Origin of the sequence: Verrucosispora sp. WMMA2121, from assembly GCF_027460185.1 — a bacterium.
GTDB lineage: Bacteria > Actinomycetota > Actinomycetes > Mycobacteriales > Micromonosporaceae > Micromonospora > Micromonospora palythoicola.
The window spans coordinates 705,399-724,927 of sequence record NZ_JAPZBH010000004.1 but is presented as its reverse complement, the minus strand read 5'-3'; the positions used below and the strand labels follow the sequence as shown (position 1 = coordinate 724,927).

The following is a 19,529-nucleotide window of genomic DNA, read 5'->3' as shown; positions in this document are numbered from 1 at the left end:
GGAGCGTTGGGCGCTGAGGTCCTGACCGTCGAGCACGTGGCCTTCCGGTACGCCGGCATCCCGGTGCTGCGAGACGTGAACCTGCGCGTGGAGGCTGCCGCCACGGTCGCCGTGACCGGCGCGAACGGTTCCGGCAAGAGCACTCTGCTGCACCTGCTGGCCGGCGTCGAGGAGCCGGCCGAGGGCAGCGTCCGGCGCCGGGCCGGCTGCCGGCTGGCGCTGCTCCCGCAGCGCACCAGCGGCATCGACGCGCTCCCGCTGACCGTCGCGGAGTGCGTGCAGATCGGTCGGTTCCGGCCGCGTCGACGCCTGAATCGCGACGACCGTGCCGCCGTGAGCACGATCATGGAGCGGCTCGACCTCGTCCACCTGGCCCGGCGGCGGTTGCGTGAGCTGTCCGGCGGGCAGCGTCAGCGCACCCTCATCGCCCAGGCGCTCGTCCAGGTCGCCGACATCTACGTGCTGGACGAGCCCACGGTCGCCCTCGACGCGACGAGCCGGCAACGCGTCCACGACCTGCTCGCCGAACGGGTCCGGGCCGGAGCGGCGGTGGTCTACGCCAGTCACGACGCCGCCGACGCGGCCCTCGCCGATCGCACGGTGCGACTCGCGGGTGCGGTGGAGTGCACCATCACCGACACCCCGGTGTAGCAATGATCATGAGTGCCGGCCCGCCCGGGCGGGCTGTCCACCGCCCATCCCTGGTGTCGTGGCGATGGAGCAGCCGCAGCACGGACTGGCGCCTGAGTTGCCCCGGCTTCCGACCGGGGCGGGACGAGCCCTGTCGGAACCGGGTTCAGTGCTCGTCGTAATGGCCGCCGTGTGCGGCGTGCCGGTGGCCGTGGTGCACGTAGTCCAAGTGGTCGCCGTGCAGCACGGGGGAGTGGCCGCACCCGTCTCCGTGGATGTGGTCGTGCTCCTCGGCCACCACGTGCTCGCTTGACGCGCACTCGTCGTAGTGCCCGTCGTGGGCGTGGTGCACGTGCCCGTCGTGCAGGTAGTCGGTGTGGCCGTCATGGGCGAACGACACGTGCCCGCAGCCTTCGGCGTGCCGGTGTTCGTGTGCCTCGGCGGGGCTGTGCCCCTCGACGCTGCACTCGTCGTAGTGCCCGTCGTGGGCGTGGTGCAGGTGCCCGTCGTGCAGGAAGTCCACGTGCCCGAGATGCCGCACGCCCACGTGCCCGCACTCGGGGCCGTGCGTGTGCTGGTGTCCGGCGGTATGGGTGGGGTGGATGGTGTCCGTGCTCATGTCGCCCTCCTTTGCGTGCCTCGCTCTCGGGGCCAACGATACATGTTCAGTTGCGCATTTGTTTACGTGTTCCAGTGACAGCTCCTGTGCCGCCGGCTGGTCAAGGCGGCCTGTGAAAACGAAAACCGATACCGGTAGTCTGTGCCGTGACCCCGAGCTGAAGGAGTTCCTGTGGCCGTTCCGAAGCGGAAGATGTCGCGGTCGAACACCCGTCACCGGCGGGCGCAGTGGAAGGCGAGTGTGCCGCAGTTGATTCCCTGCCCCTGTCCGCGCAAGGAGATGGTGGTGCCGCACCGGGCATGCACGCACTGCGGCCTGTACAAGGGGCGTCAGGTGGTGGAACAGCCGTGACCGGCCGGCTGCCGGTGACGGTCCTGTCGGGGTTTCTCGGTGCCGGCAAGACCAGCCTGCTCAACCACGTCCTGGCCAACCGGGACGGGCTGCGGGTGGCGGTGATCGTCAACGACATGAGCGAGATCAACATTGACGTCGCGCTGGTCCGGGACGGCGGGGCGCTGTCGCGGACCGAGGAACGCCTGGTCGAGCTGACCAACGGCTGCATCTGCTGCACGCTGCGCGACGACCTGCTCGACGAGGTGGCCCGCCTCGCGCGGTTGGGTCGGTTCGACTATCTGCTGATCGAGTCCAGCGGGATCTCCGAGCCGATGCCGGTGGCCGCCACGTTCGCCTTCGGGGTGGAGGGCGGGCAGATCCTGGATGATCTGGCTCGGCTCGACACCACGGTCACCGTGGTCGACGCGGCGGGTCTGCTGGCGCGAATCGACGCGGGGGAGACCCTGGAAGCGCGCGGCCTGGCCGCGTACGAGGGCGACGACCGGAGCATCGCCGACCTGATGGTCGACCAGATCGAGTTCGCCGACGTGCTGGTGGTGAACAAGACCGATCTGGTGGCCCCGGAGGACCTCACGGTGGTGGAGGCGCTGCTGACCCGGCTCAACCCGGCCGCCCGGCAGGTCCGTGCCGTGCGCGGTCGGGTGTCACCGGCGGTGATCATGAACACCGGCCGGTTCGACCTGGAGCGAGCGGAGACCGCGCCCGGTTGGGTGGCCGAACTCAACGGTGAGCATGTGCCGGAGACCGAGGAGTACGGCATCTCCAGCATCGTGTTTCGCGACCACCGGCCGTTCCATCCGCAGCGCCTGTGGGAGTTGCTCGCCGGCGGCCTGGACGCCTTCGGTGTCGTGCGGTCGAAGGGGTTCCTCTGGCTGGCCAGCCGGCCGGACGCGGTGGCTCTCTGGTCACAGGCAGGTCCGTCCGGGCGGTGCGACCCGGCCGGTGTCCCGGTTGCGGTGTCGGGACAGTGGCCGGAGGATCCCGTCGAGCGGACCGAGTTGGAGTCCCGCTGGCATCCGACGTTCGGTGACCGTCAGCAGGAGTTGGTCTTCATCGGCGTCGGTCTGGACGCTGCCGGGCTGCGGGACGCCCTGACCGCCTGCCTGCTCACCGACCCGGAGGTCGCCGCCGGGGAGCCGACGTGGCGGGCCCTGCCCGATCCGTTCCCCGAGTGGGACATGGGCGGCCTGCACGAGCACGACCACGTCGAGCCGGTGCGGGTCTGATCGATCATGGCGACGATGCTCGCTCACGCTGACGTGACCCGGTGGCGGCGGGACTGGGAGTCGGTGATGCGGCACTACCAGCCGGGTCGGGACGAGCTTCTCGCCGCCGGCCTCGCCGCGGCCGAGGAGGTTCACGGGCGGCGACCGGAGCGGGTGCTCGACGTCGGCGGCGGGCCGGGCACCACCGCGGAAGCGGTGCTGCGTCGATGGCCCGGCGCGCACGTCACCGTGCTGGACGTCGACCCGCTCCTGCTGGCGTTGACCGCCACCGCGTTGCCGCACGTGCGCACCGTCCGGGCTGACCTCCACACCGCACAGTGGCTCGCGCCGGCCGGTGGCCCGTACGACGTGGTGCTGGCGCTGATGATCGTGCACTATCTGCCCGAAGACCGGGTCCGCGACTGGTACGCCGAGGCTCGGCAACTGCTGCGGCCAGGCGGGCTGCTACTCGTCGGTGACGCGATGCGGGACGCACCGTCCACGGCCCCGTCGCTGGCAGACACGGGAGTAGATCCCTGGACCGCGTGGTGGACGACGCTGGCCGGCGAACCGTCGATGGCGCCGCTGCTGCGCGAGCGGGCAACCGCCCTGGCCGGTCTCGTCTGCGCGGAGTTCGCCGCGCCGGCCGGCTGGCACCGGGAGACCGCCTGGCGGGCCGGCTTCTCCGACTCGACGGTACTGCACCGGAGGGCGGACCAGGCCCTGATGGCTTTCCGCCGCCCGCCGGACGGCCGATGAACGTCAACGCGCACGCCGGGGTCACCGTCATCTACTGCGACGGCCATCGCTGCCACGCACTACGCCGAGCGGGCGGTTCGGAGGCTCCGGCGGATTACGTCGGTGCCGTCCGCGAAGCGGTGGGTCCAGCCGGAACGCGGTCCTGATCCGGGCGGGCTGCCTCGGTGCCTGCCATCGGGCGCCCGCGCTGCTCCTGCTCAGCAGCGCGGGCGGACGGCCAGCGCTGATCGGGCCGATCGAGACACCACACCACCGGCAGGCTGTCGTCGACCTCATCCGAGAGCCCGACCTGCCGCTCCGCTGACCTGCGTCGGTGTGATCCTCGACCGGCACGGTGACCTTGTCGGCTAGCATCACCGTCGCGATCCTCGGAACACCCGGACCGGGCGGAGCAAGGAGGAGGTGACTGTCGATGACAACGAATCCGATCCCCGGTGCCGTCCGCAACACCCGACAGCGGGCGGAGGTGGTCGAGCTGCTCGCTCGCTCGGACGAGTTCCGCAGCGCGCAACGTCTGCACGCGGAGCTCCGCGAGGGGGGAGCCGCGGTTGGCCTCACCACCGTCTACCGCACGCTGCAGGCCCTGGCCGACGCGGGTGAGGTGGACATCTTGCGACTGCCCACCGGTGAGCAACTGTTCCGCCGGTGCAGCCGCACCCACCACCACCATCTGGTGTGCCGGCACTGTGGCCGCACCGTCGAGATCACCGGCCCCGCCGTCGAGACGTGGGCCCGCCGCACGGCCGACCAGCACGGGTTCACCGACGTCAACCACACCCTGGAGATCATGGGCACCTGCGCCGCCTGCACCACCCGGTGACTGCCCGCCCAGGGCAAGCCGTGGTACGGGATCTACGGCGCCGCTGCGGTGCAGTCGGCGCAGTGCCCGTGCAGGTCGATCCGGTCGGCGTGCGGAGTGAAGCCGGTTGTCGCGCGTAGTTCGGTGAGCCAGGCGTCCACCAGGTGCGGTGGGCACTCGGTGATCAGGCCACACGTGTCGCAGAGCAGGTGTTGGTGCGTGGTGTCCGGGCAGCGCCGGTAGGCGCGTTCCCCGCCCACCTCGAATGAGTGCAGCAGCCCGACCTCGGCGAGCCGGTGCAGCGCGCGGTACACGGTGCTGAGACCGATCCGGTGACCGGCACCGGTCAGCGCGGTGTGCACGGCCTGGGCGGTCATCGGGTGGGTCCGGCCGGTCAGCGCGGTGAGGATGGCCTGCCGTTGCCGGGTGGTGCGTACCCCGATTGCCCGCAGCGACGCGTCGGCGGGGGGCGCGGTCTCGGTCATCGCCGGTCAACCGCGCCGGCCGACATGGACACTGCGCGCCTCGAGAAGGAACACGTCGCGGCGGTTGCCGAGCCAGACCGGATCTTCCGGGTCGAGGAGCCGGTCCCAGGTGTGCAGATCGCCGGGGGTGAGCAGGCCGGTGTCGCGGAGCCGGCCGATGCGACTGGCGATGCCGTTGACGACAGCGCGCCGCTGGGGCGGCGCAAGCGGCGGGGACAACTCGCAGAGGGTGGTCGCGGTCGTGGCCGAATCCAGGCCGGCACGGCGCAGAGCCTCGTCCCAGCCGTACGGCATGGGTCGGCTGCCGGGTAGCGCGGCGCGCATACGGGCGAACCAGCGGTCCTCGGCGGTGTGCAGCCGCAGCTCCAGCCCGGGCTCGCCGACGCCAAGGTCCCAGGGCAGATGACGGGCGGGGAGGCCACCCTCGGCGAGCGCCAGCCGCCCGCCGCGAGCCAGCAGGGCGGCCAGGGCGTCGACGGCGCGTTGCTGGTCACCAAGGTGGTGCACCATGGCCGAGGCCCACACGAGATCAGCCTGCCCACCGGCCGTCTCCTGCAGGACGTTGATGTCATCGATGTCGACGAGCTTGACCTCGATGCGGATCCGCGGGTCCGCCCATTCGCGGTGAATCCGCGCCCGGGCCGTCTCCACGATTGCCGGTTCGGCGTCGACAGCGAGGATCTGGCCGCAGGTCATGTGTCGGGCGAGTGCGAGCGCCATGCCGGCACCGCCGCAGCCGACGTCGACCGCGAGCCGGTCGCCGGGGGCGACCAGCTCGCGGGCGACGGCCTGGTACCAGGCCCGGTCGGCCGTGGCGGCGTCGACGAGGTGGGGCGCGGCGGCCGCCCAGTCGATACGCGCCTCGGTCATCGGGGTTGCTGGGGTCCGCGGCGGGCGTACTTTGCGCGGAACCTCTCGACCCGGCCTTCGGTGTCGAGCAGGCGCTGCTTGCCGGTCCAGAAGGGGTGGCTGGCCGAGGAGATCTGGACGTCGATGACGGGGTAGGTGTTGCCGTCGGTCCATTCGATCGTCTGGTCGCTGGTGGCGGTGGAGCGGGTGAGGAAGGCGAAGTCGGCGTCCTTGTCGCGGTAGACGACGGGCCGGTAATCGGGGTGGATGCCAGGCTTCATGCGGGTCGCGCTCCTTCGGTGTCGGCCAGCTCCTCCGCCCCGAGGGGGAAGCAGCCGGCGAACGGGTCGGGGTAGGTGCGCCAGATCTGTTCACCGTCGGCGAGTTCGGCGTCGGTGAGCAGGCAGTTGGCGAGGGTGCGGTGCAGCTCGACGGGGTCGACGTCGAGGCCGATGAAGACCAGATGCTGGTGCCGGTCGCCGTAGTAGGGGTCCCAGTCGAGGGCGGCGGCGAGGCGACGCTGGTCCTCGACGTGTTCCCAGCGGTCTTCGGGCAGGCTGACCAGCCAGTGTCCGAGGGAGCCCATGGCCAGGCCGCCACCGGCGAACTCCCAGGCGATGACGGTGTCGGGTTGGCTGGCCAGCCAGAAGTGCCCGCGCGAGCGGATCATCTCGGCGTTTACCTCTTCGAGGACGTCGTGCAGGCGCTGCGGATGGAACGGGCGGCGGGCCCGGAAGACGGCGGAGACAACTCCACAGTCGGACTCCGGCTCGTGTGCGCCGAGGGTGTAGCCCTGTAGACCGCGGGCGAAGATCCCCGGGGTCTCCGGCCGGTGCCGGTGGGTGTGGCAAAGCTGCCTGGTCAACGTACCGGCGTCGACGACGTCTCCGTGGACGCGGACCGGCGTCGCCCACGGCGACATCCGTTCCAGCAGCACCGACAGGCGGCTGGTGTCGTACGCGCCCTCGCGGGACTCGCCCCACAGGACGAGGGTGTCGGCGTACTCGATCTGCCGGACCACCACGTCGGCCAACGCCCGGTCGTCGTTGTCGGCGGCCGCGATGCCGAGGGTCTTCAGGTCGTCGGTGCTGGCCAGCCCGTCGAGCAAGTGCTCGGCGTCGACCACGGTGACGTAGGAGTCGACCCGGATCAGGTCGGTGAGCGGCGCGCCGTCGACGAGGCAGTGCGCGCAGACGGCGGCGACCGACTCGGGCTCGACCACCTCGGGCAGCATCAACAGCAGGTCGCGGTGCGGCTGGGCGCGGGCCAGCCGGGCGAGGGTGGGCAGCACGTCCTCCCGCAGCGTGCAGGAGACGCAGCCGTGGGCCAGAGTGATCCGCTCGTCCTCGAGCACGCCGGCACCGTCGCGCACGATCCGGTGCACGGTGCCGGCGGCCAGGTCGGCGAGATCATGCCGGATCAGCAGCAGCGCCGGGTTCGCCGCCAGCAGCGTGCGAGCGACGGCGTACGTCGCGGACGGCCAGAAACCGCTGAGCACGGTCAACGACGGGCGGGTGTCGGCCGCCGTGGCGCCGGGCTCGGCGGGTGCGAGCGGTGACGTCGACATCACAATCCTCTCGACACGAATTGAAAACGGTTGTCATTATAGGCACGTGATGGGCGACGAGCGGGTGGGGGTGTCGGTGGAAAACGACGGGGGCGTGGTGGTCACCATCCGGTTGCCGGGTGTGGCGGGGCCGCTCGACGCCGATGCGACCCGCCTGCTGCGGCTGGTGCGTCGCATCGCCGCCCGCCAGGTCGGTGGCGGTGTCGAGCCTCCTGTCGCGAGGGGCACGCCCCTGCTGCGAGTCGTCCCGCACGCGCGCACGGTCTACTGCGACGGTCGCGAGATCCCTCTCACCCGACGCGAGTTCGACCTGCTGCGACACCTCGCCGACCATCCGCGGCGGGTGTTCACCCGCGCCCAGTTGCTCGATCGAGTGTGGGGGCATCCCTTCACCGGCGCCCGAAGCGTCGATGTCCACGTGCGGCGCTTGCGGGCGAAGCTCGGCGCCGACCTGCCGGTGATCTCCACCGTCCGTGGGGTCGGCTACGGGCTCGGTTCCGCCGTGTCGGTCGAGGTGGAGGGCGACCCCGGGTGAAGGCTCGTCCGAACGGCTGATGTAAAAACGAAAACCGTTCTCGTTACTGTCAAGCTTGAACTGGAGGAGAGTCGTGTCCCGACGCTGTGACGTCACCGGCGCGAAGCCGAGCTTCGGCAACGCCGTGTCCCACTCCCACCGGCGCACCCGCCGCCGGTGGAACCCGAACCTGCAGAACCACCGCTACTGGCTGCCGTCGGAACGGCGGTGGGTCAGCCTCACCCTGACGGCGAAGGCGTTGAAGGCCGTGGACCGTAAGGGCATCGAGAAGGTCGTCGCCGAGCTGCGTAGCCGGGGAGTGAAGCTCTGATGGCCCGCCAGACCGATGTCCGTCCGATCGTGCGGCTGCGCAGCACCGCCGGCACCGGCTACACGTACGTCACCCGCAAGAACCGCCGCAACGACCCCGACCGGCTGACCCTGCGCAAGTACGACCCGATCGTGCGCCGGCACGTCGAGTTCCGCGAGGCACGCTGATGGCCAAGAAGAGCCTGGTCAACCGGCAGGCCCGCCGGGAGGAACTGGTCGCCCGGCACGCCGAGGCGCGGACCGGGATGAAGCGGCTGATCGCCCACCCGGACACCGACCCGGAGGTACGCGCCGACGCCGTCCGCCGACTCGGCCGGCTGCCGCGTGACTCCAGCCCGGTGCGACTGCGCGTACGCGACCAGATCGACGGCCGCCCACGTGGGGTGCTGACCCGCTTCGGACTGTCCCGGGTCCGGTTCCGCGAGTTGGCCCTGCGCGGCGAGCTGCCCGGAATCCGCAAAGCGTCGTGGTGATCTCACGGGGTGCCGAGGGCACCCCGGGTTCCAGCGTGCTCGGTCCCGACCAGATCTACCACCGCAGACAGCGGTGGGAAAGGGGAGGTATGAATGCGACAGTGAGGGCTCGCGGTTTCGCGGCCCTTGTCGCGGGGGCGGTGGTGGTCGCCGGTACGGTGCTGGCGCCCACAGCCGCGTCTGCGGCGGAGAAGGTGGTGCTCTCCAAGGGGCACACCGACGCGGTGGACGTGCACTACAGCGACGGGGAGCTGTCGCTGAAGGTGCATGACGACACGGTCAGCCCGTCCGTGACCCGGGATCCGGTGGATGTGACGTTCCAGGTTCTGCCGGAGGCCGCGATGGCGGTTCCGGACGACTCCCGGTTCGCGTTTCTCGGGCCGGCGGGGAGCCAGATCTGGCTGCTGCCGATGACGCAGGATCCGGATCTGCTCTGGCCGGGTTGGAACACCACGACGCTGAAGAGCGGGGTGTTCGACGGGAACAAGGTGCGGCTGAGCCTCGTCGACGTCGAGGGGCCGGGCAACGTCACACTGTTCACGCAGGATTCGTTCGGCGGTCCGATCATCAAGTTCCGCTCCGATGACGGGCTTCCGGACGCCATCGACGTGCCGGTGCACACGCACGCGCACTCGAACTGGGCGTTCAGCGCATTGGGCAACTACACGCTGAAGTTCCAGGCCGACGCGACGTTGGTCGACGGCACCACGCTCAGCACTGGGCCGGTCGACTACTCGTTCGTGGTGGGCGAGCTGTCCGGCGGAGGGCCGGAGGTGAGCCTGGCGGTGAGCGGGATGGCCGCCGAGTACCAGCCCAACGACACGGTGACGCTGAACGCGGTGCAGACTCCGCAGACCGAGCTGGACCACTACCACTGGTTCAGCAGGTGCCCGGGCGCGGCGGACTGGAACATCATCTCGGGTGAGGGTGGCGCGAGCTACTCGTTCACCGCGACCCGGGAGCTGAACGCCTGCGAGTACGTGGCGAAGCTCTACGACGACGACCACGCGGTCGTGGCGACCAGTGAGCCGGTGACCTTGTGGGTGGCGTTCCCGCCGCAGGATCCGGGCACTTCGCAGACGATCACCGCGTCGATCGACGAGACGCAGGGCTCGCTGGTGATCAGCGTCAACCCGGACGACCGGGCCGTGGTGCTGCCGCCGGCGCAGCTCAACTCCGCCGGTGACCGGTGGGAGAGCATCGGTGAGTTGCGGCCGGTCACGGTGACCGACACCCGGGCGGGCCAGCCGGGGTGGAGTGCGTCCGGGCAGATCCCGGCGGACTTCGTCGGGCCGGACGGGGCGACGTTCAGCGCCGGTTACCTCGGCTGGACGCCGCGGGTCCTGGCTCAGGCTGACGGGCAGGGCGTGGTCCCCGGTCCGGAGGTGTCTCCGTACGTCGTCGGGGTTGGCGGCGGTCTCGGCAACAGCGCGGTGCTGGGTTCGGCACCGGACGGCACCGGACGGGGCAGCGCGCAGCTCGGCGCGGGCCTGCGACTGAGCCTGCCCACCGAGACGGCCGCGGGCACCTACACCGCGACCCTCACCCTCACCGCGATCTGATCGCACCACCTTGTCCGGTGGTCGGGCGTCGAGCCCGGCCACCGGACGACCACGGGGTGAGCGTGTCGGTGACACGACCCGCCCGCCCCGCACCTCCCTCGTACCCACAGGAACGGACCCGCCCCCGCAATGCGCCTGCTCGCCACCATCGTCGCCGGGATCGCCCTGCTCGGCGTGGTCCCCACGCCACCTGCCGCTGCGCTGGCCGCACCCGCACCCGCCACCCCGCCGGCGCAGCAAGGAACGTCGCCGTCGCCGGCACCGCCGTCCGCCGCCGCCACGTGGGGCGTGGCACCGTCGAGCGAGCGCGGACCGAACGGCCGGCCGGCGTTCAGCTACAAGCTCGATCCGGGTGCCACCCTGACCGACTACGTGGGCGTCACGAACCATTCGAACCGCCCGCTCACCCTCAGCCTCTACGCCAGCGACGCGGTCACCACCACGCAGGGCGGGTTCGATCTGCTGGCCGCCGATCGGAAGCCCACCGACGTGGGCTCGTGGGTACGCCTGCCGAACAAGACGGTGACCATCCCGTCGACGTCCCGGCTGGACATACCGTTCACGCTCACCGTCCCGAAGAATGCGACGCCCGGGGATCACGCCGGAGGGATCGTCGCCTCGCTGGCCGGCACCGCCGCCGACGCGCAGGGTAACCAGGTCGCCGTCGACCATCGGGTCGGCGTGCGCATCTACCTGCGGGTCGCCGGTGAACTACAGCCGACGCTCACCGTCGAAGACCTGCGAGTGCGGCACACCGGCTCGGTCAACCCGCTGGCCGGCGGCACGGTCACCGCCACATTCACCGTCCGCAACACCGGCAACGTCCGGCTCTCCGGACAGCCGGTGCTCGGCGTGGCCGGACCGTTCGGCCTGGCCCGGAAGTCCGTGGACGGTGCGGCCCTACCGGAGATCCTGCCCGGCGGCGAGCTGACCATCACCGTACGCATGTCGGATGTTGCGCCGCTGTTCCGGCTGACGGCGGACGCGACGGTCACGCTGGCCGCAGTGGGGGACCAGGTCCTCGACCCGCCGCCGCGGGCCGACCCGGCGCAGGCCGTCGTATGGGCGGTGCCCTGGCCACAGCTCGCCCTGCTGGCCCTGCTGGCCCTCGCCGGCTGGGCACTGGTCGCGACCCGCCGCCGCCGGGCGGCGCAGCTCGCGCGGGCGGTGGCCGCCGCTCGGGAGGAGGGCCGCGCGCAGGCCAGCCGGGCACCGGACAACCAGGACGTCGCAGTAGCCGCCGGCGGAGCAGCACCCGACGACCCCCCGATGCCGGACGCCGACAGTTCCGGCACGGGCTCCGACAACCGGCCTCTGGCCACTGGAAACACGGGGAAGGACAAGAAGTGACTCGGCTACGCCTGGGGGAGCGAAAAATGAGGACGAGAAGCATGCGCGTCGGTGCTGCCAGCCTTGCCGCCGTCGTGCTGGCACTGGCCTCCGCAGCGACGCCAGTCGCCGCGGAACCGGTCGCCGTCGTCTCGACCGGCGTCGACCTGGTCTCCGTCGCGCTCGACGGAGACACGATGTCGCTGCGCTTCCGGGACGAGCAGGCGGCCGGGCGCGACCCGGCCGAGGTGGTGCTCGGCCCGGACGGCGGCCTGGCCGGCCGCGTCCCGGCCGGACCGGCCCTCGCCTTCCTCGGGAAACCCGGCCACGCCGTGTGGGCACTGTCCGCCGGTGACACCGGGTTCCCGTCTCTGGACACCACCGGAGTACGCCCCGGCGTCGTCGTCGACGACCGGGTGACCCTGACGCTGGGCTCGGTCGAGGGGCCGGGGACGTTCACCGCGTACACCCTGTCCGGCCTCGGCGCGGCGACCCCGCTGTTCGGCAACGGTGCCGACCTGCCGCGGTCGACGCAGCTACCGGCGGGCGCGCGTACCGATGGCGTGGTGTGGGCCTTCGACGCGGCGGGCGAGTACCGGTTCACCCTGACCGGTTCGGCCGACCTGCGCTCGGGTGCGACGGCGCATGCCGAGGCGACGTACCGGGTCCACGTGCCGGCGATCGAGCCGGCTGAGCCGGCGGTGCCCGCACCGATGAAGCCGGCGGCGCAACCGCCCGCCGAGGCAGCCGAAGCACTCGCCGCGCCGAAGCCCGCCGCCGCGCCGAAGCCCGCCGCCGCGCCGAAGGCGGCGGCCGCGCCGCAGGCGGCGAAAGCCGCTGCCGGTGCTCGTCAGGTGATCGCCGACGGGCACGTCGACATGGGCCCGAACCTGTCCGGGGACAGCTGGACGATCCGGATCAAGGATGACCGGTCCAGCCCTCCGGTCTGGCGGGAGACCGCCGACGTGGTCCTGCACGCCAAGGACAAGGCGAAGATCACGGTGCCCGACGGAGCCGACTTCCTCGGTAAGGCGGGCGACACCGTGTGGGTGTTGCCGCAGACCCAGCAGGCGGGTCTCGTCTGGCCGGGCTGGAACACCCAGCACGCGTCCGTCGTGTCGGGAATCAAGGGCAACGTCACCTGGACGCTCAAGGGAGTCAACGGGCCCGGCCGGTTCGCCCTGTTCCTGACCGGCTCGTTCGGCAAGGCCGACGTGCTGTTCGACTCGACCAAGCCGTTCCCGCAGAAGCTGGACATCCCGCTCAACACCCACACGCACGGCAACTGGGCGTTCGGTAAGCCTGGTCTGTACCGCCTCGCGGTGCAGATGAGCGGCACCACGACCGCCGGCAAGGCGGTCACCGACACGAAGACGCTCACGATCGCCGTCGGCGACAGCACCGACCCGAACGCCGGCTTCGGCTCCGGCTCCGGCTCCAACGGTGGCGGCAACGGCGACGACGGTTCGGATCAGGGCGGTGGTGGCCCGCTGCCGCGTACCGGCGCGGGCTGGGTGCTGACGGCCGGGGCGCTCGGCGTCGTCCTCGTCGCGGTGGGAGCCCTGCTGTTGCTGCTGGTCCGCCGCCGCGCCGCCACCCAGACCGGGTGACGGCGGTGACGAGGACTGGCAGCCGCCGGGTCGGCGCACGGCGGCTGGTCGTGCTGCCGCTGTTGGTCGCGTTGCTCGCCGGCGGCTGTCGGTCGGAGGTGGCGTTGAGCTCGCACGACCAGCGGGTCCAGGTTCTGACGACCACCGGCATCCTGCGGGATCTGGCCCGCAACGTGGGCGGGGACCGGGTGAGGGTCACCTCGATGGTGCCGGACGGTGCTGATCCGCACAGCTACGAGCCGTCGCTGCGGGACATCCGCGACGTTGTCTACGCCGACGTGGCGTTCAGCAACTACCTGCTCCTTGAGGAGCAGGCCGTCATCAAGGCGCTCGACGCCAACCTGCGTGACGGCGTACCGAACGTCTCGCTGGCCGAGGGGGCGGTGAAGTACGCGGCGGACATCATTCCGCTGGTCGAGGACGTGTCGCTGGACACCATCTGGCTGGGCATGCGGGTACGCGGCACCGGCGCGGCGCTGGGGGCGAACCGGTCCTCGGAGGTGCTGCTCAGCGCGACCGGCGCGGACGGACCCGGTCGGATGCTCGCGTACCTGACCGAGTCCTTCGGCAACCCGTCGTTCTACGTCGACTCCGGCGACGGGTTCGACCCCGCCAACGGCTACCGGGACGACACCGCGACGCTTCCACCTGACGCGCACACCCACATGAGCTGGGCGTTCACCGAGCCGGGTGTCTACCGGCTGAGGATGCAGGCACGGCTGGCCGTCGACCCGCAGTCGGCACCCGTGCCCATGGGCGAGCAGGTGTTCACCTTCGCCGTCGGGGTGGACCCGCACTCGCTGCCGGGCATGTCGGAGGTACTGAACGGTGGGCACGCCGACGTCACGGTCGACCTCGACCAGCGGCGGCTCTACCTGCTCGCCGACCCGGAGGGCGGCGGCGAGGCGACCCAACGGGTGCACGACCCGGCGCGCACCGTCATCGAGGTGCCGAACAAGGCGCTGTTGGAGGTGCCCGGCGACCGGCGGTTCCGGTTCCTCGGCCGGCCGGGAACCCAGGTCTACCAGCTTCCGCAGGCGGTCCTCGGCAAGCACGTGCACGGGGAAATCGACCCGCACCTGTGGCAGAACGTCCGCAACGCCATCGCGTACGTGCAGCTGATCCGGGACACCCTGATCGGCGTGGACCCTGGGGGCGCCGCCGACTACCGCGCGAACGCCTCGGCCTACCTGCGGCAGTTGGAGGAGCTCGACACGTACGTTCGGGACACCGTCGCGCAGATTCCACAGTCGCGGCGTCACCTGGTCACCACCCACGACGCGTTCGGCTATCTGGGCAAGGCGTACGGCGTGCAGATATCCGGCTTCGTCACACCCAACCCGGCCGCCGAGCCGAGCCTGGCCGACCGTCGCCGGCTCACCGAGACGATCCGCAACCTGAACATCCCCGCCGTCTTTTTGGAGCCGAACCTGGCGGCCCGGTCCGCCACCCTGACCGAGGTGGCCCGGGAGGAGGACCTGCGGGTGTGCCCGATCTACGGCGACGCGTTCGACCGCGACGTCACCACCTACGCGGAGATGATGCGGTTCAACGCCGAATCGCTGCGCGACTGCCTGACCACGAACAAGTGATGGAGGAATCAGTGATGGCAGGACGGGCGCGCCGCACCCGCGCTACCACAGTCATCCTGCGCGGCGCGCTCGCGACGTCGATCGGGTTGGCGACGGCACAGGCCCTGGCACCAGCCCCGGCGCGGGCGGCCGAGCCGACGCCGAACCTCAGCCAGTCGATCGCGGCCGACCAGCCCCTCGCCACCGGCCGGGTGGAGCTGTCCGCCGGACACATCGACATCGGTCCCCGCTACGTCGATGACAGGTGGACCCTGCTGATCCACGACGGCACCCAGGCGCAACCGGTGTGGCGTGACCCCGACGACACGCTGCTGCGGGTGTCCGACGCCGCGCAGCAGACCGTTCCCGACGACCCGGCGTACGCCTTCCTCGGCATCGAGGCCGGCCAGCAGGCGTACGTGGTGCCGCAGGTCCAGGCCCAGGATGTCGTCTGGCTCGGCTGGAATACCCAGGATCCCCGGGTGATGCAGACCATCGACCGGGGGGTCACCCTGACCCTGCTCGGCGTGCGCGGTCCAGGAACCCTCACGACCTACCTCCAGTCGGGCAACTTCGCGCCGCCGCAGCCGCTGTGGCGGTCGGCCGAGTCGACGGCCCAGCCATTCTGGGTCGAGGTCAACACCCACACCCATGCGAACTGGGTCTTCTCCGCACCGGGGGTCTACCTGGTCGCCGTGCGGGTGTCGGCCGACCTGGTCAACGGCGAGGAGGTGTCGGCGACCCGGACACTGCGCTTCGCCGTGGGAGACGCCACCAGCGCCGACGAGGCCTTCGCCGCCACCGCGGACATCGCCGCGCCGGATGGCCAGGAACCGCCCGGCCAGGACCCGGTCGGAGCCGACGACCAGGCCGGTGGTTCCCAGACGCTCCTGATCACGGTGCTGGCCGGGACTGCCGTCGTGCTCGCTGTCGGCCTGGTCGTTCTGCTGTTGCGCGGACGCGGTGCCCGACGACGGGCCGAGCGGGAGCGCGCGATCGCCGCACCGGAGGATCAGCGGTGAGAGCACTGGAGATCGACGGGTTGGACGTGGACCTCGGCGGCCGGGCGGTCCTGCGGGACGTACGGCTGCACCTCGACCGCGGCGAGCTGGTCGGGCTGCTCGGACCCAACGGTGCCGGAAAGACCACATTGCTGCGCGCGATCCTGGCATTGACCGGCACCCGTGCCGGTCGGGTGCTGGTAGAGGGCAGACCGGCGCGTCCCGGCCGGTCCGAGATCGGCTACGTCCCGCAGCGTCACGAGTTCGCCTGGGACTTTCCCATCTCCGTGGAGCAGGCCGTGATGAGCGGTCGGACCGGCCGCATGGGGCTGCTCCGCCGCCCCGGTGTGCCCGACTGGCGGGCCGTGGGCGACGCCCTGGACCGCGTACAGCTCACCGAACTGCGCCGGCGGCCGGTCGGTGAGCTGTCCGGTGGGCAACGCCAACGCGTCCTGGTCGCCCGGGCTCTCGCCCTCGCGCCGCGCATCCTGCTGCTCGACGAGCCGTTCACCGGCCTGGACATGCCCACCCAGGAACTGCTGGGCCTGCTGTTCACCAGCCTGGCCGGCGAGGGGCACGCGGTGCTGATGACCACCCACGACCTCGTCGCCGCAGTGGACACCTGCACCCGCCTGGTCCTGCTCAACGGCCGGGTCATCGCCGATGGGCACCCCGCGGATCTGCAGGACGCCGAGCTGTGGACCAAGACCTTCGGCGTGAGCGAAACCTCACCCCTGCTGAAACTCGTGAGGGCGACCTGATGTCGATCACCGATTTCCTCACCGACCTGTTCAACCCCGACCTCGCGTTCCTGCCCAAGGCGCTGGCGATCGCGGTGATGTCCAGCATCGTCTGCGGCGTCGTCGGCTGCTACGTCGTGCTCCGCGGGATGGCCTTCATCGGCGACGCCGTGGCGCACGCGGTCTTTCCCGGTATCGCGGTCGCCTTCGTCCTACAGGGCAGCCTGGTCCTCGGCGGTGCCGTCGCCGGCGTCGTCACCGCACTGCTGATCGCGATCTTTTCCCAGAACCGGCGCGTCAAGGAGGACTCGATCATTGGGGTCTTCCTGGTCGGCGCGTTCGCCCTCGGCATCGTGATCATCTCGCAGGCACCCGGATACGCCGGGTCACTGCAACAGTTCCTGTTCGGCTCGATCACCGGCATTCCGGACCGGGACCTCTACGTCGTCGGCGGCACCGGCCTGGTCATCCTCGGTCTGGTGCTCGCACTGCACAAGGAGTTCGTCTCCGTCTGCCTGGACCGGGAGATGTCCCGCTCGATGGGGCTGCCGGTCTTCTGGCTCGACATCGTGCTCTACGTGCTGGTCACCCTGGCCGTGGTGATCTCCCTGCAGACGATCGGCAACATCCTCGTCCTGGCATTGCTGATCACGCCAGCTGCGGCGGCCCGCCTGCTCACCGACCGGCTCGGCGTGATGATGCTGCTGGCCCCGGTGATCGGCGGCACGTCGGCGCTCGTCGGGCTGTACCTGTCCTGGAGTTACGACACTCCGGTCGGCGGCACCGTAGTCCTGGTCGCCACCGTCATCTTCCTGGCCGCCTGGCTGTTCGCCCCACGACACGGCCTGCTGACCAGACGGATGCGCCGTGCCCGTGGGCGGGAATCCGCCGACGTCGCCCGATCTTCGTCGATTCCCGATCTCACGCGGCCACAGGACCCCTCGGCGTCGCTGCGGTAGGCAGGACCGCGGGCCGGCGGTGGGAAACGGCTCCTGGTCGACCCTTCCCCGTTCTATTGAAAACGACTATCGTTCCTCTTGGCTGTGGTCCAATGGGGACCACGGGAAGGAGTTCCTCTGTGCGTAAGCCCATCCGCCTGCTGCTCGCCTCCGGAGCGGTGACCGCGGCGCTGCTCGCGGCAGCGCCACCGGCGCAGGCATCCGTGGTGACGTTCAGCTCTGGGCACCTCGACCTGGTCGACATCGCCTACGAGGACGGCGAGCTGGAACTCGGCGTCCACGACGAGGACAACGACGTCGAGTACGCCGCCGACGAGGTCAAGATCGTCGTCAAGCGGCAGGCCAAGGTCACCGTCCCCAACGACCCCGCCTTCGGGTTCCTCGGCACCCCCGGGGTGTCGAAGGTGTGGATCCTGCCCGAGATCCAGAACACAAACCTCGTGTGGCCCGGCATCGCCGCCGAGGAGGTCGAGGCCGGCACCTTCACCTCCGACGCACTCACTCTCAAGCTGCAGTCGGTCAGCGGCCCCGGGCAGCTCGCCATCTACACCGAGAACGCCGTCGGGCAGCCCACCATCCTCGCCGACAGCGGCGACGGCCTGCCCGACACCATCGCGGTGACCGCCGGCGACCACACGCACGCCAACTGGGCCTTCGACTGCGCCGGCACCTACCGCATCACCTTCCGCGCCACCGGCACTCTCGCCGCCACCGGCCAGCGGGTCACCAGCGAACCCGCCACCCTGCGCGTCGTGGTCCGGTCGTGAGCCCCGTGCGTACCCGCAGCCGCTTCCTCGCCGGTCTCACCCTGACCGCAGCACTGCTCGCAGGCACCGCCACCCCCGCCGCCGCAGCACCGATCGTGCTCACCAGCGGCCACGTCGACGTCATCGACGTCGACTACGCCGGCGGCGCACTGGCCGTCAACGTGCTCGACGACACTGTCACCCCGTCGGTGGAACGCAACCCCGCCGACGTGGTCCTACGCGTTCCCACCGCGGCCAAGCTCACCGTGCCCGGCGGCAGCGCCTGGTCGTTCCTCGGCACCGGCGGCCAGGCCTGGGTGCTGCCCCAGAGCAACACCGCCGGACTGCTCTGGGCCGGCTGGAACACCACCGAGGTGCCCAGCGGCGTCTTCCAGAACAACCGCGTCACCTTCAAGCTCACAAACGTCAGCGGGCCGGCAGGATTCAGCATCTACACCGTCTCCGGCGGCACCCCGACGGTGCTGTTCGACAGCGGCAACGGCCTGCCCGACAGCCTCAACGTCAACCGCAACACCCACGCCCACGTCAACTGGGGCTTCGACGCCGCCGGCACCTACGCCGTCACCTTCGAGGTGACCGGCAAGCTGGCCTCCAACGGCAGCACCATCACCTCCGGTCCGAAGACCTTCACCTTCGAGGTGCTGGCCTGATCACTGCAATTGAACCCCGTTGACAACTCTGCGGTCCGCTGAGGCAAGGGGTGCCTCCGGGAGGCGGATCCGGTCGGCGCGGGACCCTCACCCACCGGGTCTCGCGCCGACCCTCCGGCCGGCTGACTTCGCCGCCAGCGGCCACCGCCATCCAGCCAAGCACGGCCAGCTCGCTCCGCTGCGGCCCACGCCGCCATTGACGCATCGATCGTGACATGGTGTGCTCATGCCGCGACGCCAACGACAATCGTGGGCGTTACTGTGTGTGAGGAGAAGTATGTCTCTCACCGTGTCACCGGGCCTGTTGCGCGCCGCAGAATCGGGACCTGTCGATGATGAGGAGTTCGTGGCCTGCGTCCGTGAATCGTTGCCGTACGCCTGGCAGGTCGTCAGCCGCGTGGCGGCCGACCTGGAGTCGTCGGACGTCGACTTCGCCGACAACGTCGTCCCACCGCCGAGCGAGGCCGAACGCGGCCAACTCCTACGCGCCCTGGCCAGCGACGCCATCCGGTCCAGCCTGGAGCGCCACTTCGGTGTCAAACTGGCCTTCCAGAACTGCCACCGTGTCGCGGCGTTTCGGCTCTCCGCCGTTGACTCCGACGCCTACCGCCGCTTCGTCTCCGTACGGGGCCAGTTGCTCAACCAGTCTCCTGAGCTGCGCGACTGTTGAGCCGGACACCGCCCGGCAAGCGGGGCCGTGACGCGGAGGTCTTGGAACGACGAGCCGGTAGCCGGCACCGGGCCTCGATCACTCTC

At 70.8% G+C, this 19,529-nt stretch carries 24 protein-coding genes; 19 read left to right on the top strand and 5 right to left on the bottom strand.

Annotation, left to right across the window (positions count from 1 at the left end):
• The first annotated feature begins 6 nt into the window (after window positions 1-6).
• Window positions 7-651, top strand: a complete 645-nt coding sequence (gene aztA, locus O7605_RS04050; RefSeq protein ID WP_269737965.1) for a zinc ABC transporter ATP-binding protein AztA — start codon at window positions 7-9, stop codon at window positions 649-651.
• 145 nt (window positions 652-796) lie between these two features.
• On the opposite strand, the gene O7605_RS04045 is transcribed toward aztA, so the two are convergent.
• Complete coding sequence (locus tag O7605_RS04045) at window positions 797-1,249, bottom strand: hypothetical protein (protein WP_269737964.1); 453 nt, start codon at window positions 1,247-1,249, stop codon at window positions 797-799.
• Between the two features lie 171 nt (window positions 1,250-1,420).
• On the opposite strand from O7605_RS04045, the gene rpmF reads away from it, so the two are divergent.
• From rpmF to O7605_RS04025, 4 genes are all read left to right on the top strand, one after another.
• Window positions 1,421-1,600: a 50S ribosomal protein L32 gene (rpmF, locus tag O7605_RS04040; RefSeq protein WP_269737963.1), complete on the top strand. Its 180-nt coding sequence runs from the start codon at window positions 1,421-1,423 to the stop codon at window positions 1,598-1,600.
• Window positions 1,597-2,829 carry a GTP-binding protein gene (locus O7605_RS04035; protein WP_269737962.1) on the top strand — a complete coding sequence of 411 codons (1,233 nt, stop codon included), beginning with the start codon at window positions 1,597-1,599 and terminating at the stop codon, window positions 2,827-2,829. The genes rpmF and O7605_RS04035 overlap by 4 nt, the downstream gene beginning before the upstream one ends.
• Window positions 2,830-2,844: 15 nt before the next feature.
• Window positions 2,845-3,567, top strand: coding sequence for a class I SAM-dependent methyltransferase (locus O7605_RS04030; RefSeq protein WP_269737961.1), 723 nt, complete (start codon window positions 2,845-2,847; stop codon window positions 3,565-3,567).
• Window positions 3,568-3,979: 412 nt separating this feature from the next.
• Entirely contained in the window at window positions 3,980-4,387 is a 408-nt protein-coding gene (locus O7605_RS04025) for a Fur family transcriptional regulator (protein ID WP_164447543.1), read from the top strand.
• Between the two features lie 32 nt (window positions 4,388-4,419).
• On the opposite strand, the gene O7605_RS04020 is transcribed toward O7605_RS04025, so the two are convergent.
• From O7605_RS04020 to O7605_RS04005, 4 genes are read right to left on the bottom strand one after another with little or no spacing between them, the layout of a single operon-like run.
• On the bottom strand, window positions 4,420-4,851 hold the full coding sequence (locus tag O7605_RS04020; protein ID WP_269737960.1) for a Fur family transcriptional regulator: 432 nt from the start codon (window positions 4,849-4,851) through the stop codon (window positions 4,420-4,422).
• A 6-nt stretch (window positions 4,852-4,857) separates the two neighbouring features.
• Window positions 4,858-5,721: an SAM-dependent methyltransferase gene (locus O7605_RS04015; RefSeq protein ID WP_269737959.1), complete on the bottom strand. Its 864-nt coding sequence runs from the start codon at window positions 5,719-5,721 to the stop codon at window positions 4,858-4,860.
• Window positions 5,718-5,981 (bottom strand): type B 50S ribosomal protein L31, encoded by a 264-nt coding sequence (locus O7605_RS04010; protein WP_269737958.1) that lies wholly within the window; start codon window positions 5,979-5,981, stop codon window positions 5,718-5,720. Before O7605_RS04010 ends, O7605_RS04015 begins: the two co-directional genes overlap by 4 nt.
• The gene (locus O7605_RS04005) at window positions 5,978-7,270 is read right to left on the bottom strand and encodes a CobW family GTP-binding protein (protein WP_269737957.1); all 1,293 of its coding nucleotides are present in this window, start codon (window positions 7,268-7,270) and stop codon (window positions 5,978-5,980) included. The genes O7605_RS04010 and O7605_RS04005 overlap by 4 nt, the downstream gene beginning before the upstream one ends.
• A 46-nt stretch (window positions 7,271-7,316) precedes the next feature.
• On the opposite strand from O7605_RS04005, the gene O7605_RS04000 reads away from it, so the two are divergent.
• The 14 genes from O7605_RS04000 (at window position 7,317) to O7605_RS03935 (ending at window position 19,443) form a co-directional block, all read left to right on the top strand.
• The gene (locus O7605_RS04000) at window positions 7,317-7,802 is read left to right on the top strand and encodes a winged helix-turn-helix domain-containing protein (RefSeq protein ID WP_332317114.1); all 486 of its coding nucleotides are present in this window, start codon (window positions 7,317-7,319) and stop codon (window positions 7,800-7,802) included.
• A 73-nt stretch (window positions 7,803-7,875) separates the two neighbouring features.
• Window positions 7,876-8,112 (top strand): 50S ribosomal protein L28, encoded by a 237-nt coding sequence (gene rpmB, locus O7605_RS03995; protein WP_269737955.1) that lies wholly within the window; start codon window positions 7,876-7,878, stop codon window positions 8,110-8,112.
• Window positions 8,112-8,279, top strand: a complete 168-nt coding sequence (gene rpmG, locus O7605_RS03990) for a 50S ribosomal protein L33 (RefSeq protein WP_093410686.1) — start codon at window positions 8,112-8,114, stop codon at window positions 8,277-8,279. The genes rpmB and rpmG overlap by 1 nt, the downstream gene beginning before the upstream one ends.
• The gene (gene rpsN, locus O7605_RS03985; RefSeq protein ID WP_269737954.1) at window positions 8,279-8,584 is read left to right on the top strand and encodes a 30S ribosomal protein S14; all 306 of its coding nucleotides are present in this window, start codon (window positions 8,279-8,281) and stop codon (window positions 8,582-8,584) included. Before rpmG ends, rpsN begins: the two co-directional genes overlap by 1 nt.
• Before the next feature lie 89 nt (window positions 8,585-8,673).
• Entirely contained in the window at window positions 8,674-10,146 is a 1,473-nt protein-coding gene (locus O7605_RS03980) for a choice-of-anchor M domain-containing protein (RefSeq protein WP_269737953.1), read from the top strand.
• A gap of 129 nt (window positions 10,147-10,275) precedes the next feature.
• The gene (locus tag O7605_RS03975; RefSeq protein ID WP_269737952.1) at window positions 10,276-11,496 is read left to right on the top strand and encodes a WxL protein peptidoglycan domain-containing protein; all 1,221 of its coding nucleotides are present in this window, start codon (window positions 10,276-10,278) and stop codon (window positions 11,494-11,496) included.
• Window positions 11,497-11,537: 41 nt separating this feature from the next.
• Entirely contained in the window at window positions 11,538-13,085 is a 1,548-nt protein-coding gene (locus O7605_RS03970; protein WP_269737951.1) for a TIGR03773 family transporter-associated surface protein, read from the top strand.
• Window positions 13,082-14,677 (top strand): anchored repeat ABC transporter, substrate-binding protein, encoded by a 1,596-nt coding sequence (locus tag O7605_RS03965; protein WP_443083866.1) that lies wholly within the window; start codon window positions 13,082-13,084, stop codon window positions 14,675-14,677. Before O7605_RS03970 ends, O7605_RS03965 begins: the two co-directional genes overlap by 4 nt.
• A gap of 14 nt (window positions 14,678-14,691) precedes the next feature.
• Entirely contained in the window at window positions 14,692-15,678 is a 987-nt protein-coding gene (locus O7605_RS03960; protein ID WP_269737949.1) for a choice-of-anchor M domain-containing protein, read from the top strand.
• Complete coding sequence (locus O7605_RS03955) at window positions 15,675-16,418, top strand: anchored repeat-type ABC transporter ATP-binding subunit (protein WP_269737948.1); 744 nt, start codon at window positions 15,675-15,677, stop codon at window positions 16,416-16,418. Before O7605_RS03960 ends, O7605_RS03955 begins: the two co-directional genes overlap by 4 nt.
• Window positions 16,418-17,356, top strand: coding sequence for an anchored repeat-type ABC transporter permease subunit (locus O7605_RS03950; protein ID WP_269737947.1), 939 nt, complete (start codon window positions 16,418-16,420; stop codon window positions 17,354-17,356). The genes O7605_RS03955 and O7605_RS03950 overlap by 1 nt, the downstream gene beginning before the upstream one ends.
• A gap of 119 nt (window positions 17,357-17,475) precedes the next feature.
• Window positions 17,476-18,123 (top strand): choice-of-anchor M domain-containing protein, encoded by a 648-nt coding sequence (locus O7605_RS03945; protein WP_269737946.1) that lies wholly within the window; start codon window positions 17,476-17,478, stop codon window positions 18,121-18,123.
• A complete protein-coding gene (locus tag O7605_RS03940) occupies window positions 18,120-18,773 on the top strand; it encodes a choice-of-anchor M domain-containing protein (RefSeq protein ID WP_269737945.1) in 654 nt (217 codons plus the stop codon). The genes O7605_RS03945 and O7605_RS03940 overlap by 4 nt, the downstream gene beginning before the upstream one ends.
• A gap of 277 nt (window positions 18,774-19,050) precedes the next feature.
• Complete coding sequence (locus O7605_RS03935; RefSeq protein ID WP_269737944.1) at window positions 19,051-19,443, top strand: SCO5389 family protein; 393 nt, start codon at window positions 19,051-19,053, stop codon at window positions 19,441-19,443.
• Window positions 19,444-19,529 lie beyond the last annotated feature (86 nt).

What these genes read in the sequence shown, in the direction of transcription:
- O7605_RS04045 (WP_269737964.1), bottom strand. Translation starts at nt 1,249, where the DNA reads ATGAGCACGGACACCATCCACCCCACCCATACCGCCGGACACCAGCAC.
- O7605_RS03950 (WP_269737947.1), top strand. Translation starts at nt 16,418, where the DNA reads ATGTCGATCACCGATTTCCTCACCGACCTGTTCAACCCCGACCTCGCG.
- O7605_RS03935 (WP_269737944.1), top strand. Translation starts at nt 19,051, where the DNA reads ATGTCTCTCACCGTGTCACCGGGCCTGTTGCGCGCCGCAGAATCGGGA.
- O7605_RS04025 (WP_164447543.1), top strand. Translation starts at nt 3,980, where the DNA reads ATGACAACGAATCCGATCCCCGGTGCCGTCCGCAACACCCGACAGCGG.
- O7605_RS03970 (WP_269737951.1), top strand. Translation starts at nt 11,538, where the DNA reads ATGCGCGTCGGTGCTGCCAGCCTTGCCGCCGTCGTGCTGGCACTGGCC.
- O7605_RS03960 (WP_269737949.1), top strand. Translation starts at nt 14,692, where the DNA reads ATGGCAGGACGGGCGCGCCGCACCCGCGCTACCACAGTCATCCTGCGC.
- O7605_RS04010 (WP_269737958.1), bottom strand. Translation starts at nt 5,981, where the DNA reads ATGAAGCCTGGCATCCACCCCGATTACCGGCCCGTCGTCTACCGCGAC.
- O7605_RS03980 (WP_269737953.1), top strand. Translation starts at nt 8,674, where the DNA reads ATGAATGCGACAGTGAGGGCTCGCGGTTTCGCGGCCCTTGTCGCGGGG.
- O7605_RS04030 (WP_269737961.1), top strand. Translation starts at nt 2,845, where the DNA reads ATGCTCGCTCACGCTGACGTGACCCGGTGGCGGCGGGACTGGGAGTCG.
- O7605_RS04020 (WP_269737960.1), bottom strand. Translation starts at nt 4,851, where the DNA reads ATGACCGAGACCGCGCCCCCCGCCGACGCGTCGCTGCGGGCAATCGGG.
- rpsN (WP_269737954.1), top strand. Translation starts at nt 8,279, where the DNA reads ATGGCCAAGAAGAGCCTGGTCAACCGGCAGGCCCGCCGGGAGGAACTG.
- O7605_RS04000 (WP_332317114.1), top strand. Translation starts at nt 7,317, where the DNA reads ATGGGCGACGAGCGGGTGGGGGTGTCGGTGGAAAACGACGGGGGCGTG.
- O7605_RS03975 (WP_269737952.1), top strand. Translation starts at nt 10,276, where the DNA reads ATGCGCCTGCTCGCCACCATCGTCGCCGGGATCGCCCTGCTCGGCGTG.
- O7605_RS04015 (WP_269737959.1), bottom strand. Translation starts at nt 5,721, where the DNA reads ATGACCGAGGCGCGTATCGACTGGGCGGCCGCCGCGCCCCACCTCGTC.
- rpmG (WP_093410686.1), top strand. Translation starts at nt 8,112, where the DNA reads ATGGCCCGCCAGACCGATGTCCGTCCGATCGTGCGGCTGCGCAGCACC.